9 protein-coding genes are annotated in these 15,371 nt (G+C 63.0%); 7 read left to right on the plus strand and 2 right to left on the minus strand.

The features are described from left to right. Positions 1–546 (plus strand): DUF4256 domain-containing protein, encoded by a 546-nt coding sequence (locus AC1RTP_RS24130; RefSeq protein WP_498611182.1) that lies wholly within the window; start codon positions 1–3, stop codon positions 544–546. Here AC1RTP_RS24130 and AC1RTP_RS24135 read toward each other — a convergent pair whose 3' ends face one another. Continuing rightward, positions 547–771, minus strand: a complete 225-nt coding sequence (locus AC1RTP_RS24135) for a hypothetical protein (RefSeq protein WP_498611183.1) — start codon at positions 769–771, stop codon at positions 547–549. Positions 772–825: 54 nt separating this feature from the next. Beyond that, on the minus strand, positions 826–2,619 hold the full coding sequence (locus AC1RTP_RS24140) for a glycoside hydrolase family 28 protein (RefSeq protein WP_498611225.1): 1,794 nt from the start codon (positions 2,617–2,619) through the stop codon (positions 826–828). 270 nt (positions 2,620–2,889) lie between these two features. Here AC1RTP_RS24140 and AC1RTP_RS24145 point away from each other — a divergent pair, with 270 nt between their 5' ends. The 6 genes from AC1RTP_RS24145 to AC1RTP_RS24170 are packed head-to-tail and all read left to right on the plus strand — an operon-like array spanning position 2,890 to position 15,256. Continuing rightward, positions 2,890–5,802, plus strand: coding sequence for a TonB-dependent receptor domain-containing protein (locus AC1RTP_RS24145; protein WP_498611184.1), 2,913 nt, complete (start codon positions 2,890–2,892; stop codon positions 5,800–5,802). 1 nt (position 5,803) lies between these two features. Further along, entirely contained in the window at positions 5,804–9,547 is a 3,744-nt protein-coding gene (locus tag AC1RTP_RS24150) for a pectinesterase family protein (protein WP_498611185.1), read from the plus strand. Then, positions 9,544–11,361: a glycoside hydrolase family 28 protein gene (locus tag AC1RTP_RS24155; protein ID WP_498611186.1), complete on the plus strand. Its 1,818-nt coding sequence runs from the start codon at positions 9,544–9,546 to the stop codon at positions 11,359–11,361. The genes AC1RTP_RS24150 and AC1RTP_RS24155 overlap by 4 nt, the downstream gene beginning before the upstream one ends. Further along, the gene (locus tag AC1RTP_RS24160; protein ID WP_498611187.1) at positions 11,358–12,914 is read left to right on the plus strand and encodes a DUF5060 domain-containing protein; all 1,557 of its coding nucleotides are present in this window, start codon (positions 11,358–11,360) and stop codon (positions 12,912–12,914) included. The genes AC1RTP_RS24155 and AC1RTP_RS24160 overlap by 4 nt, the downstream gene beginning before the upstream one ends. Continuing rightward, positions 12,911–14,119, plus strand: coding sequence for a pectate lyase (pelA, locus tag AC1RTP_RS24165; RefSeq protein WP_498611188.1), 1,209 nt, complete (start codon positions 12,911–12,913; stop codon positions 14,117–14,119). Before AC1RTP_RS24160 ends, pelA begins: the two co-directional genes overlap by 4 nt. Before the next feature lie 45 nt (positions 14,120–14,164). Then, positions 14,165–15,256 carry an SMP-30/gluconolactonase/LRE family protein gene (locus AC1RTP_RS24170; RefSeq protein WP_498611189.1) on the plus strand — a complete coding sequence of 364 codons (1,092 nt, stop codon included), beginning with the start codon at positions 14,165–14,167 and terminating at the stop codon, positions 15,254–15,256. Positions 15,257–15,371: the final 115 nt, after the last annotated feature.

A 15,371-nucleotide genomic window follows, 5' to 3' on the forward strand; every position in this document is an offset into this window, starting at 1 on the left:
TTGTCTGCTTATCCCCCTCGCGCCATGATCGAGATCCTCGAGCAGCGCTTCCACAAGAATATGGCACGGCATGCAGGGCTGGCGTGGGATGCGGTGCGGGCTCGCCTCGATGCGAACCCGGGCAAGCTGTGCGTGCTGGAGGAAATGGAACGCACCGCCGGCGAGCCGGACGTGGTTGGCGTGGACCCGTCAAGCGGAGAGGTTGTCTTCTGCGACTGCTCGCCAGAGAGTCCGTCGGGACGGCGAAGCCTGTGCTATGACAAGGCTGCGCTGGATGCGCGCAAGGAGAACAAACCTTCCGGCAGCGCGTTGGAAACGGTTGCCGCAATGGGCGTAACCCTGCTGACTGAAGACGAGTACCGTCACCTGCAAACGCTGGGTGAGTTCGACCGCAAGACATCCAGTTGGGTCCAGACGCCTGCCTCGATCCGGAAAATGGGCGGTGCGTTGTTCTGCGACCGCCGCTACGGGCAGGTTTTCGTCTATCACAACGACGCCGAATCTTACTACGCCGCGCGCGGCTTCCGCGGGCTGCTCAAGGTCTGATCAGCGGCGCCAGCCGAGGATGCATTCCTCAACCAGTGAATGACCTTCAATCATGGCGGCGCGTGCATTGGAAAACGGCGGCGTGGTTTGTTCGGGGGGCTGGTGCTGCCAGCTCAAGTGCGCCCGGTAGCCGTCGCCGTCGTTCGCCACTCTTACCGTGTATGTGAAGCCATCTACGGAAACGGTGCTTTCCGCTTCCGTATCGGCAGGGACGATCTCATCCATCGGTCCCTCCTTCTATAACAGGCTGATCTACTTTGCGCCTGCTTGGGCCTCCGGTCAAGCAGGCAGTACCGTATCGAGTCGCTTGCCTCCGATGCGTACGTTGTCGAGTTTGAGGTCGGCCACGTTGTACAGCCAGATAGGCTGGGCGGCGTTGACCGGATTGCCGAAGTCGCAGTTGCTGACCGTGATGCGGCGGACCGGCAGTACCGGCGGCGCGGGCTGTGGGCCGTTGTAGTCGCTGGCTACTGGGCCGAGGATGGCGATAGCCTGGTAGCAGGAGCCGCTTACGCCGCCTTTCGTCACATTTCCAACGCTGACGTTTTCGATATGGACGTCGGAGACTTCCGGCGGCCGGATGCGGACGCTGTCGGCGCCTGGCTGGTAGTCGCAGTCAAAGGAAATTACCGCGCCCGCAGCAGTGGCAAGGCCTTTGGTGTCGATCGGCGAACCTGGCAGCAGGGCGTAGTGCGAAGCGCTAAGCTGCACGCCATTCGGCACCTTCACGTTCTTGACGTAGAAGTGGCGCAGGTAACCGCCCCGGTTCATATTCGTCTTGAGGCGGATCGCGATGTTCAGCGGGTCGGTTTGCCAGTGCACGTTTTCAAATACCAGGTCGCGCGCGTAGACGTGCTCAATGCCGCCGGACATTTCGGAACCCAGGGTAACGGCGCCGTGCCCGCTGTGCATGGTGCAGCGCTGGATCACGATATTGCGGGTTGGCCCGTACTGGATGTCGCGGTTCTTGCCGGCCTTGATGGCGATGCAGTCGTCGCCCGAATCGAATACGCAGTCCTCCACCAGCACGTGGTCGCAGGCTTCCGGATCGAAGCCGTCGCTGTTTGGCCCCCGGCTTTCGGCGTGGACTTTGCGGATCACGAGCTTGCGGCAGTTAACCGGGTGGTGCTGCCAGAACGGCGTGTTCTGTACATGGTAGCCTTGCAGCAGCACATTGCTGCAGTTGATGAAGTGGATCATCGGAGGGCGCAGGTAGTGGCCTTGGCCGAACACGCGCTGCTCGGCGGGCACGCCGGCCTCGGACAGGGCGGGGAGATAGCGCTCATCGCTTTGCCACTTGTCGTCATCGCCTTCAATCAGCTTGCGCTGCGCCGCGTCCAGGCCTGGGACGCGTTCGGACAGCGGCTTGTTGAGCGGATTGGGAACGACTTGCGTGGGCTGGCCTTCCTTGTAGCCGGGGGCCGTGGTTTGCGAGACGGCGTTCTTGGTGCGGTTGCGGCCTTTCCAGGACCACCAGCAATCGCCGGTTTCGTTGAAGGCGACGCCGCCCTGGCCGTCCAGTTTCGAAGTCCAGTCTTCGCCGGTCAGCGCGAAGTTGCTGGCGTCGCGGGCGTAGACCATGGGCGAGTAGTTAAGACAGTCGTTGCTTTGCCAGCGCGAGAGCGTGAGTTTGCCATTGGCGCCGCAATCGAAATCGCCGTCGCGGGCGTAATGCTCCGGATATTGCGAAAACAGGATGTGGGCGCCGGCTTGCAGGTGCACATGCACGTTGGAGCGCAGCACGAGCGGGCCGGCGCAGTACCAATAGCCTTTTGGGATGACGACGCGGCCTCCGCCGGCTGCGGCGCAGGCCTCAATGGCGGCTTTGAAATTGGGGTAGCAGTCGTGGGCGTCATCGGCCTGTGTCGGCACCAGCTCCTGGTCATCGTGGGTGACCCAGGCCTTGACTTGCTTTGTGGCGCAAGGTTGCGCGCCAAATTTAGTTACTTGGAAATCCTGTTTGCGGAAGCGGACGGGCGACTTCAGCGCAGCGACGATGGCGTCGGCCCGGCGCCAGGCGGTGGCACGTGCGGCAGCCGCATTGGCAGGCGACGAAGCGGCGAATGCGGACATCCATTGAGGTGCGAAGAGGGCGGCGACGCCGGCTTGCAGCAGGCTGCGGCGGAGCAGTTGAGGGGCATTCTTCAATTCTTGTCTCCTTGTTTGACTGCGCACGATTTTAAAGTGGTCAGGCCAAAACGGCAATCTGGACAGGCCAAAAGTGGCTTTTTTGCACATTCCTTCAATTTTTGCTTGTGAAATTGGCCTAACCACTTTAGTCTCTGGTTATACCAAATTCGAAAATAGATCAAACCAATTTGATCGCAAACATGGAGGAGACTCATGAATTACGTTCCAGGCCCTCAAACTAAACGCGCCGTGCTGGCAACAGCAGTTGGTATGGCCGTTCTGCAGATGGCTAACCAGGCGGTTGCACAAACCGCCCCAGCGCCGGCGGATGAGCAAATGGCATCGGTGGTCGTCACCGGTTCCCTTATCCGGCGCGTTGCCAACGAGGGCGCAACCCCGCTGGTCACCACCAAGGCTACCGAACTTCTGGCGCGCGGCAATACCGAATTGAAGGACTTGGTCCTGGAGATGCCGCAATCGCTGTCGCTCGGCACCAATAGCGGCGCGGCCGGCCCGATGATCAACCTGCGCGGCCTGGGCCCAATGCGCACCCTGACCCTGTTGAACGGCCGCCGCCTGGCGAATGAGCCGCTGCAGGACCAGTATGTCTCCGTCAACGTGATCCCGCGCATAGCGCTGGACCGCGTGGAAACCCTGAACGGCGGTGCCGCATCTATTTACGGCGCGGACGCCATCGGCGGCGTGCAGAACTTCTGGACCAAGCGCGGTTTCGAGGGCGCGGATGTGAAGGTTGAATATGCGCCGACCCAAAAGGGTGGTGCGGACGGCAAGAGCTTTGGCATGATGCTGGGCGCCGGCAACCTGTCGCAAGACGGCTGGAATGCCTACGTGGCAATCGATTACCAGAAAAAGGATGCGCTGTTCCAGGCCGACCGTCCGGACCAGCACGACCCTGCAATCCTGCGTACGCTGGGCCTGGGCATCACGCCTGACGCCCGCAACGGTGTGCCGAACGCCAACTTCGGCTTCGCCCGTAACGCCAACACCAACTACAACCCGACTTTCGCGAGCGGCTGCCTGTCGCCATATTCCACGCCGACCCTGGGCAACAACAGCACCGCCGCAACGCCGGTCTATGCTCCGGGCTGCGCGCGTAATCCGCTGTTCTGGAACGCTGTCACCGACGGCAGCGAGATCATGAACATCAGCGGCCGCGCGAGCCTGAACCTGCCGGGCGGCCATAAGCTGGACCTGGATATCCTGCATTCCGAATTCACCGTGAAGAAGTACCGCGGCATGCAGGTGCCGGGCACCACCAACCCGTTCACCACCTATTCGCTGCCGGCTAACAGTAAATATTACCCGGGCAATGGCATCACCCCGGCCGTGCAGGTTGTGGGTAGCAACACCGGCAGCAATACGCCAGCCATGTTCATCGACCAGGCCAAGACGCCTGGCACGGTCAGCGACCTGAAAATGAACAACCGGACCATCTACTTCCAGTGGGGTCCCGCCGAACTTGGCTCGGCATACCGTAACGACGAACAGACCAACGACCGCATCGTGTTGACCGCCGAAGGCGAGGTTCTGGGTTGGGACTACCGCGCTGGCGTCAACGTCGGCGAATCGAAGCGCGACACCCGCGCCGGCGGTGGCTACATCCTTTACTCCAAGGCGCAGGAAGGCTTCAACAATGGCACGCTGAATCCGTTCGGCCTGCAGGACGCAGCCGGCAAGGCCTACCTGGAAAGCATCCAGGCGGATGACTACACCTACCGCCTGAACAAGGCCTTCAACCGCAGCGTGGACGTCACCCTGACCAAGGGCGTGTATGACCTGAAAGGCGGTCCACTGACCCTGGCGCTGGCGGCAGAACTGCGCCGCGACGGCGCGCAAACCTTCAATGCACCGCTGGACTATGTGCTGAAAAAGGCCAACGGCAGCTACAACATCGACGCAGCCGGCAACGTGGTGCAGTCCGACCTGGTGGGCGAAACCCCGCAAGGCGTGGCAAAGAACCTGCACCGCACCATCGCTTCGGCGCTGATGGAGGTGGATGCACCGATCACCGACACCTTCCTGCTGAATGGCGCGGTGCGTGCGGACCGCTACTACGACTTGAAACAGACCACCGTCAATCCAAAGCTGGCAGCCCGCTGGCAGCCGATGAAGCAGCTGGTATTGCGCGGTAATGTGAACACCGGCTTCCGGGCACCGTCGATCATCGACATCCAGAACCCGACGCCGGAAGTGCGTAACCAGGTAATGGACGATCCGGTCCTGTGCCCAAGCTCGCAGCCGCTGGTGGCCGGCACCGGTACGCCGAAGCAGGGCTACACCTATGACCAGGTGTGTAACGTCGCCACCAACTACTGGACCAAGTCGCCTAACAACGACTTCCTGAAACCGGAAAAATCGCGCGGCTTCTCCTTCGGCTTCGCAGTGGAACCGATGAAAGACCTGTCGATCACCGTCGACTACTGGGGCCTGAAACTGAAGGACGTGCTGGGCGCGGTCACCATCGCCGAGATCCAGCAGAACCCCGCCAAGTACGACGTGAACTTTGTGCGTAATGCCGACGGCACCATCGACCATATCGTGGCAAGCCAGGCGAATCGTGGCCAGACCCGTATTCGCGGCCTGGACGTGTCGGCCAGCTACCGCTTCCCGAAAACCAGCTTCGGCACCTTTGACGCGAAACTGGATGGTACTTATATGGACAAGTACGAGTTCCAGTCCGAAAAAGACGGTCCTTGGCTGAGCAACGTGGGCATCATCACCAATGATGGCCGCTACGGTGGCGCGGGCCCGAACTCCGGCCTGGCCGGTATGCCGCAGATTAACCCGCGCTGGAAACACACGGCGTCGGTGACCTACACCTACGGCAAGTGGGCCACGACCCTGTCGCAGCGTTATAACTCCGGCGTGACCGACATCACCCCGCGTGCAGGTTCGACCCTGACCGAGGTGGAAGCCTACAAGCAGTACAACCTGAACGTGAACTACACCGGCATCAAGAACACGACCATCAGCTTTGGTATCAACAACCTGACGCAAGAATGGCCGCCACTGACCTCCAACAGCACTTATAACGGTGGTTATGTGACTTCGCTGGCTGATATGCTGGGCCGTGTTTATCGTCTCTCGGTGGAGTACAAGTTCTAAAATGCTGCTACGCTGCCTGCTGCTGGCCTGCACCTTGCTGCTGACGGCAGCAGGAGTGCACGCCGAACCTGTTGAACAGTGGGGCACGGCCGAGATTGAGCTGGCCGGCCCCCAAGATGGCAATCCTTTCGTGGACGTGGAGTTGTCGGCTACGTTCAGGCAGGGAACGCGCAGCCTGCAGGTGGCAGGCTTCTATGATGGCGACGGCAAGTACAAGATCCGCTTCATGCCGGACGCCATCGGTACCTGGGACTACGAAACACGCAGCAACCGCAGCGCCTTGTCCGGCAAGACCGGCAAGGTGCAGGCGGTGGCGCCGAAACCGGGCAACCGGGGACCGGTGGGCGTACGCAACACCTGGCATTTCGCCTATGCCGACGGCACGCCGTTCTGGCAGGTCGGCACCACCTCTTATTCATGGACCAACCAGCCGGCCGCACTGCAGGAGCAGACCCTGCGCACCCTGGCGGCCGCACCATTCAACAAGCTGCGCATGGGCGTCTTCCCCAAGCGCTATGAATTCAACAAGAATGAACCGCCGCTGTATCCGTTCGAGGGCAAGGCGCCTTTGCAGTGGGACTTCAGCCGCTTCAACCTGGCCTTCTTCCGCAATTTCGAGCAGCGGGTAGGGCAGTTGCGCGCACTCGGCATCGAGGCGGACATCATTCTCTTCCATCCTTACGACAAGGGCGCCTGGGGCTTTGACGCCATGCCGGCTGAAGCCAATGAGCGCTACCTGCGCTACATCGTGGCGCGCCTGGCGGCCTACCGAAATGTGTGGTGGTCGATGGCGAACGAATTCGATTTCATCAAGTCCAAGTCCATGGAGGACTGGGATCGCTATTTCCAGATCGTCCAGTCCAGCGACCCATACCAGCACCTGCGTTCGATCCACAACGCCTTCGTTTTCTATAACCATAGCAAGCCATGGGTGACGCACGTCAGTGTGCAAAGCGGCTCGCTTACCACTGATTACGAACGGGCCGTGCTGCTGCGGGACGTTTACAACAAGCCCGTGGTCTATGACGAAGTCAAATACGAGGGCAATTTCCCCCAGCGCTGGGGCAACCTGACGCCTCAGGAAATGGTGCTGCGCTTCTGGGAAGGCGCTATTGCCGGCACATACGTCGGCCACAGCGAAACCTACATCTCGTCGGACGAAGTAGTGTGGTGGGCCAAGGGCGGTGTATTGCGCGGACAGAGCCCGGCGCGGCTGGAGTTCTTCCGCAAGATCCTGGCGGAGAGTCCTGCGAAGGGACTGGAACCAATCGACAAATGGCAGGGCCACCCGTTTGCGGGACAGCACGGCCAGTACTACCTGGGCTATTTCGGCACGGAAGCGCCTGCGAGCTGGCCGGTGGTGCTGCATAACAAAGGCCTGACCGAAGGCATGAAGTTCAGGGCCGAGGTCATCGACACCTGGAATATGACGGTCACGCCGGTGCCGGGCGTGTTCGAGATGCGCAAGCGTGATGCCTACAATTTTGCGGATAAGGATGGCCGCAGCATCGCCTTGCCGGGACGTCCTTACATGGCGCTGCGCCTGGTGCGTGTCGGCGACGGCGCGGCATGCGCTGGCGGGGCGGCGTGGTGCGGCAGCGCACCGGCGGCGGACGCGCAGGCCCTTGCACTGATTCCTGCTTCTGCGACCTCCGTTGCCACCTCCGGCGCTTATTTCGTCGAGGCCCGTATGCGCCCGGTGCGCGGCGCGGCCGGCGCTGCATACGTCATTGCCCGCTATACGGACGAGCGCAATTGGCTAGGCTTTGGCTTGGAGTCCTCGCCGGACGGCCGCAAGCTGGCGGTCAACATCACACGCATGATCGACGGCCAGCCTAAATTCCTGAAGCAGGTACGCATCTCGCCGGACGCCGACCAGGCCGCCTACACGCTGCGCCTGGACGTAGACGGTGCGGCGCTTACTGCCTACCTGAACGGCAACCGCCTGATCGGCGTCGACGAACCGAACCCGCTTCCGCCGCGAATCGGCGTGCTCTCTCCCGGCGGCCAATATGAGGTCGATGGCCTGCGCGCTGGCTCGATGGCGCAGCCGGCGACCAGCATTGGCCTGGTCCACCAGCACAAGCAGATCGCCATGCAGGCTGGCGACGCAGCGCAGCGCTTCGCAGTGCGTGCGGCCAGCCGTGGCGGCCTTCGTGCGTTGCGATTCTCCGCCGTTTCGAGCGATCCCGCGATCGCCGAAGCCAGCACCGAGGGCGACGCGCTGGTGCTGGCGCCTCGCAGCGCGGGCACAGCAGCCGTTACGCTGACCAGCGCCGAGGATCCGAATGTGGCGGTGATCCTGGCGGTCCGCGTCGGCCCGGCATTCACCGCATCGGCGCGCAAATACAAGCTGTCCGGCCGCGCGCTGCCCGCTGCAGGCGAGCTCAATGTGCCTGTCGACACCCGCCTGCAACTGCGCCTGGACCAGGTGACAACCCTGGGCGAAACCGGCTCGATCCGCATCGTGCGTGCGGCGGACGAAGTCACCGTCGACGTGATCCGCCCCGGCATGGAGCTCGACGAGATCGGCGCCACGCAGGACGGCGTAAAACGCGTCGTTCGCTACAAGGCGATCACCGCCGATGGCGCGACCGTGACGATCCGTCCGCATGACGGTAAGCTGGCCTACGGCACCGACTATTACGTCCTGGTGGACGGAAATCTGTTCGGTGCCGCCACGTTGGCCGGCGCCTCGTTCGACGGCATCGGCAAAACCGTCGGCTGGACGTTCCGCACCCGCGAACGCGCCCCGAACGGCACGGCGCTGCGCGTGGCGGCTACCGGCAAGGCCGACTTCCGCACTGTGCAGGGCGCGTTGAACCACGCCATGCAAAACATCCCGCGCTCGCAGCCGGTAACGATCAGCCTCGCCAACGGCCGCCATGAGGGCCTGCTTTACTTGCGCGGCAAGGACAACGTAACCCTGAAAGGCGAGAGCCGCAGCGGCGCCATTATCGCAGCCGAGAACAGCGACGGCGTGAACCCCGGCAGTGGCGTAGGCCAGGCTCCGATGGCCCCCGGCGCCAGCGGCGGCCGCTCAGTATTCCTCGTTGAAGATTCCGACCTGCTGCGCCTCGACACCCTCACGCTTGCCAACACCACCTGGCGCAGCAAAACCATCGGCGCGCAGGCCGAGGCGCTGAACTTCAACAGCGAAGGCCGGTTCATCGCCACCCGCGTCGACTTCCTCAGCGAACAGGATACCGTCCAAGTCAAAGGCTACGCCTGGTTCTATCGCAGCCTGGTCGCGGGAAATGTCGATTTCATCTGGGGCTACAACCGCGCAGCCCTGTTCGAAGAATCCGAAATCCGCTCCGTCGGCGACAGCGCCAACCCGCAAAGCGGCGGTTACCTGGTGCAAGCTCGCACCGTCGCAGAAGACGACCCCGGCTTCGTGTTCCTGAACAGCCGCCTCACGCACGGCCCTGGCCCGGCGGGCAACGACGTGCCGCCCGGCGCCAGCTTCCTCGCACGGCCAGGCGTGGTCAACGCGTGGGACAACGTCCGCTACATCAATTGCAGCGTCGGTCCCCACATCAACTCCAAAGGCTGGCACGAAAGCCCGCGTGCAGGCAAAGGCTGGGAAGAGGGCGGCAGCACCGACCTCGCCGGCAAGCCGCTCGACCTGTCGCAGCGCACCGCAGGCCGCGTGCTTGCCCCCGCAGATACCGCCCGCTACGACAGCCGCGCCAAAGTATTCGCACAATACGCAAACGGAAAAGGATGGAACCCGCAGCTATGAGTAAAGTCGTCCCGTATTCCCCGCACCGCCGCACGTTGTTGAAAGGAGCCGCCACGATGGGCGCTTTCGCCGCCGTCGGCGCCTCCGCCTTCGCCGCGGCAACGCGCGACCCATGGGCTCGCGCGCAGGACATCCAACGCCGCTTTGCCACGCCGCTCGCATTCCCGCCACGCGACTTCCCGATCACGGCATTTGGCGCCAAGCCATGCGAGCTGGTGAAAGTGCAGGGCTACCCAACGATCCGCAAGAAAGGCGAGCTGGAATCGCAAGCCCCAGGCTCGCACGACAGCCATCCCGCACTGAAGGCCGCCATCGCCGCCGCGCACAAGGCCGGCGGCGGCCGTGTGCTGATCCCCGCCGGGAACTGGTATCTGAAAGGCCCGATCACGCTGCTCTCCAATGTGCACGTCCATCTGCAGGCTGGCGCGCATGTCCTGTTCAGCGCCAACCCCGAAGATTTCGCACGCGACGGCGATTACAACTGCGGCAAGAACGGCAAGCTCGTGATCTCGCGCTGGCAAGGCAACGATTGCCTGAATTTCAGCCCCATGGTCTACGCCTGCGGCCAGAAAAATATCGCCATCACCGGCGAGGACTGGACCAGTATCCTGAACGGCCAGGCCGGCGTGCCGTTTGAAGACGGCAGCGGTAGCTGCTGGTGGGGCATGAATCCAAAAGGCGCCTTGCCCGGCGCCGTGCACCAGGGCGTTCCCAACCCCGCGAATCCAGCCTCGCTGGCCGAAGTGGCGCCGCAGCTGGACGAAGCCGCACGCATCCGCATCCAGGGCGCGGGCGAAGGCTGGCGCGCCGACGCGAACTACCTGCCTGTACTCTCCGAGGCCGGCATCGCGCTGGAAAAGCGCGTGTTCGGCCTTGGCCACACGCTGCGTCCCTCGATGATCCAGTTCGTCGACTGCACCAATGTGCTGATGCAGGGCTATTTGGTCGTCAACACGCCGATGTGGATTCATCACCCGCTCAACTCGCGCAACGTCCACATCAAGCATGTGCGCATGGATAGTATCGGTCCAAATTCCGACGGCATCGACCCCGAATCCTGCGACACGGTGCTGGTCGAAGGCTGCGACTTCAACACCGGCGACGATTGCATGGCTATCAAATCGGGCAAGAACCGCGACACGCAATTCGGCCCGACGCGCGATATGCTGATCCAGAATTGCGTGATGAACAGCGGCCATGGCGGCATCACGCTGGGCAGCGAAATGGCAGGTGGTATCGAACATATCTACGCGCAGAACATCGAATTCCGCAACGCGCACTGGGCCACGGACCCGCTGTGGACTGCGATCCGCCTGAAGACCAATATGAATCGCGGCGGCTACCTGCGCCACCTCTACGTGCGCGACATCACGCTGCCGAACGGCGTACAAACCACGGCCCGCCCATATAAACCGCTCCCCGGCACAAAGCTGGGCGACAAGCTGCCTTCGACCGGCGGTGGCGCCGTGCTGACCATCGACTGCGACTACGCGCCATCCGACGATATCGTGCGCACCCGGCCGCCAGCGGTGTCGGACGTCCACATCAGCCGTGTCCGCGCCAGCAATGTCAGCGGCCCTGATGGCGCCTACTCCTGTAACCAGATCATGGTGGTGCTTGGCCCGGTGGCGAGCAGCTTTAACGGTCCGTCCGGCACGCCAATCCTGCCGCTGACCGATATATCGATCACTGACGCCGATTTTGGCACGCCGCGCAACGCCGCCGATCCCTGGTTCGTGCACAACGTCAAACGCCTGAAGCTGTCCAACGTCCGCATCGCAGGCAAGATCATTAACACGGAGATCAACGCATGAAGAGGCTCCTCGCGCTGTTAGCGGCGGCGCTGTTCGCAGCGGCAGCACATGCGCAGGACGCCGACACCGTCGAGCGCTGGGGCAGTAAGGAAGTCACGCTGGCCGGTCCGCGCGATGGCAATCCGTTCATGGACGTGGAGCTCTCCGCCACCTTCCGTCAGGGCGCGCGCACTGTCGCCATCGACGGTTTCTACGACGGTGAAGGCAAGTACAAGCTGCGCTTCATGCCGGACGCTGTTGGCGATTGGGAGTATGAAACCCGCAGCAATCGCGCTGCGCTGGATGGCAAGCGAGGCAAGTTCACGGTAACAGCGGCGAAGGCCGGGAACCACGGCCCGGTGCGGGTAAAAGCCGTGCACCATTTCGCCTACGAAGACGGCACGCCGTTCTGGCAAGTCGGCACCACCAGCTACGGCTGGACGCACCAGCCCGAGTCCATCGAGCGCCAGACGCTAGCCACGCTCGCAGCGGGGCCTTTCAACAAGATCCGCATGCTGGTCTTCCCGAACCAGGACGTCAAACACCAGCCGCCGCGTTTCCCATTCGAAGGCGCACCGCCGCACGGTTGGGACTTCGCCCGATTCAATCCCGAATTCTTCCGTCACCTGGAGCAGCGCGTGGGCGATTTGCGCGCGCTGGGGATCGAGGCCGACGTGATCCTGTTCCACCCTTACGACAAGGGTTACTGGGGCTTTGACGAGCTGCCGGCCGAAGTCAATGAACGCTACCTGCGCTACGTCGTCGCCCGCCTGGCCTCCTACCGCAACGTCTGGTGGTCGATGGCGAACGAATTCGACTACCTGACGAAGAAGCAGATGCCTGAATGGGACCGCTACTTCGAGATCGTGCAGGCCCGCGATCCATACCAGCACCTGCGCTCGATCCATAACGCAATGGTGCTGTACAACCACACCAAGCCGTGGGTAACCCATGTAAGCGTGCAAAGCGGCGCCATCGCCGAGGACTTCGAACGGGCGGTGCTGTTCCGCGACGTGTATTCGAAGCCCGTGATCTACGATGAAGTGAAATACGAAGGCAATATTGAGCGGCGCTGGGGCCAGTTGTCGGCGCAGGAGATGGTGTTGCGATTCTGGATGGGAGCGATTGCCGGCACCTACGTCGGCCACAGCGAAATCTTTAAGGACCCGGACGATATGAGCTGGCTGGGCAAGGGCGGCACGATGCGCGGCGAGAGCCCGCCACGGCTGGCATTCTTCCGCAAGATCCTGTCCGGCAACCCTGCAGAAGGGCTGGAGCCGATCGACAAATGGCAGGAACATCCCTTCGCGGGCAAGCAAGGCCAGTACTACCTGGGCTACTTCGGCAAGCAGGCTCCCGCAAGCTGGCCCTTTGTCCTCGCCAAACCGGGCCTGGCGGATGGCATGCGGTTCAAGGCCGAAGTGATCGATACCTGGAACATGACCATCACCCCGGTCGAAGGCGTGTTCGAAATCCGCAAGCGCGACAATTACAGCTTCGCCGACAAGAACGGCCGCTGCATCGCGCTTCCAGGCCGTCCCTACATGGCCCTGCGCATCACGAGGCTGCCATGAAGCACCCGTCGCAACTCGCACCCGCCGCCCGCAGCGCCCTTGCCGCAGCGCTCCTTGCTGCCTCAACCGCCTGGCCAATGCCGGCCAGCGCCGGCGTGATCGGCCACATGACACCCGCCGAGCCGCTGACAGAACCCCGCATCGCCGCCATCGCCGATCCGGGCCAGCGCCAGTCCTGGCAATCCTATTACACAAGTTCGCGGGCCGCGATGGCCGCGGATAAAGCCGCGCTGTCTGCCGAACGCCAGCCCGGTGAGACGCCGCCGCCAGCACCCGGCGAGGGCAGCGCGAAGAGTATGCCCCTCAAAAACACCGCAAGCTGGTACGCCACGCCTGAAGCTCGCCGCATCGCGGACAACATCGTCAGCTTCCAGACCCCAAGCGGCGGCTGGGGCAAGAACGCCGATCGTTCCGGCCCGCCACGCAAGCGCGGCCAGGCCTACGTCGCAGCCGAGGGCAAGGAAGCCTGGAATTTTGTCGGTACCATCGACAACGACGCCACCACCACCGAGCTGCAATTCCTGGCCCGCGTGCAGGCAGCCATGCCGGGCGAGGCGGGTGCAGCCTACCGCGCCGCCGCTTTGAAGGGCATCCAGTACCTGCTCAACGCGCAATACCCCAACGGCGGCTGGCCGCAGGTCTATCCCCTGCAAGGCGGCTATCACGATGCCGTCACCTTCAATGACGACGCCATGGTGTCGGCAATCGAGCTGCTGCAGCGCGCAGCTGCCCGCAAAGACGATTTTGCATTCGTACCGGAAGCGTTTGCGGCATCGGCGCGAGCAGCCACGCAGCGCGGCGTCGCCGCCATCCTTGCAAGCCAGATCACCATCAGCGGCAAGCGCACCGCCTGGAGCCAGCAGCACGACGCCATCACGCTCGCCCCAGTGGGGGCCCGCAACTTTGAACCGGCTGCGCTGACCAGCGCCGAAAGCGTCCATATCCTGCAACTGCTCAAGCGCGAACAATCGGCGGAGGCGGCGGCCGCCGTCAGTGCAGGAACCGCCTGGCTGCGCAGCACCGCGCTCCCCGCACCGGGCGGAGGCAAACGCTGGGCGCGTCTGGTCGACATGTCCACCATGAAGCCCATCTTCGGCGACCGCGATCGAAGCATCCACGACAACCTCGACGACCTCACACCAGAACGCCGTAATGGTTACGCCTGGTACGTCACAACGCCCGCGAAATTCCTCGACGAGAATTAATATTTAGATAAAAATACCGGCTGATTTCGTCGTGGGGAGATTGGCTTGGAAAGTTCGAAGGGACATAAAGTAGCCGCAGGCGCCGTCCTGACGGTGGCCGGCTTGCTGGCATACCTGCTTCTGTGGCCGGTGCCGGCCGAACCGGTAACGTGGTCACCGCAACAGGCGCCGGGCTACGTGGGCGAGCACGCGCCGAACACCAGACTGGCCGGCTTGCAGAAGATCGACATCGGCGCCGAGCAGGGGCCGGAGCATATCGCCATGGGCCCGGACGGCAAGCTGTACGCCGCCGTCGCCAGTGGGAATATCCTGCGCATGGCGCCCGACGGCAGCCAGCGCGAGGTGTTCGCCAATACCGGCGGCCGCGTGCTGGGCTTCGACTTCGACGCCAACGGGCGCATGATCGCAGCAGATGCGATGAAAGGCCTGCTCGCCATCACGTCCGACGGCAAAATCACCCCGCTGACTGCAAAAGTCGCGGACAACGATCCAATCCGCTATGCAGACGGCGTGGTCGTGGCGCCAGGTGGAATGATTTACTTCACCGATGCCTCGACCCGTTTTGCGCCCGCTGAATGGGGCGGCACCTTTGAAGCCAGCGTGCTCGATATCCTCGAACAGTCCTCCACCGGCCGCGTGCTGGCCTACAACCCGGCCACCGGCAAGACCAGCATCCTCGCCAGCGGCCTGTCCTTCGCCAACGGCATCGCCTTGTCCGGCGACGGCCGCACGCTCTTCGTCAACGAGACTGGCCGCTACCGCATCTGGAAAATCGATGCCGCCAGCGGCAAGCGCTCCATCCTGCTCGACAACCTGCCGGGCTACCCGGATAACCTGATGCGCGGACGCGATGGCAAGATCTGGGTCGGCTTGGTCAAGCCGCGCAACCCGACCATCGACAAGCTGGCCGGCAAGCCTTTCATGCGCAAGCTGACGTTGCGCCTGCCGCGCGCCATGTGGCCGGTGCCGAAAGCATACGGCCATGTGTTCGCCTTCAGCGAAGACGGCAAAGTGCTGGCCGACCTGCAGGACCCGACCGGCGCCTATCCGGAAACCACGGCGGTGTTAGAGACTCCGGACCGGCTCTACATCCAGAGCCTGCACGCCGGTTACATCGGCTGGATGCAGCACCCCTGAATCAGTAGCGGGCGTGGGCACGACGATCAGGTTCGTGTCCACCGCGCCAGTTACGCGCTGCTGAATAATCTGCATGGCGACCGCCTTGCGTGGCGGCTCCGGGCGGGGCGGTTTG

The organism is Pseudoduganella sp. GW821-FHT11H04 (assembly GCF_058807935.1).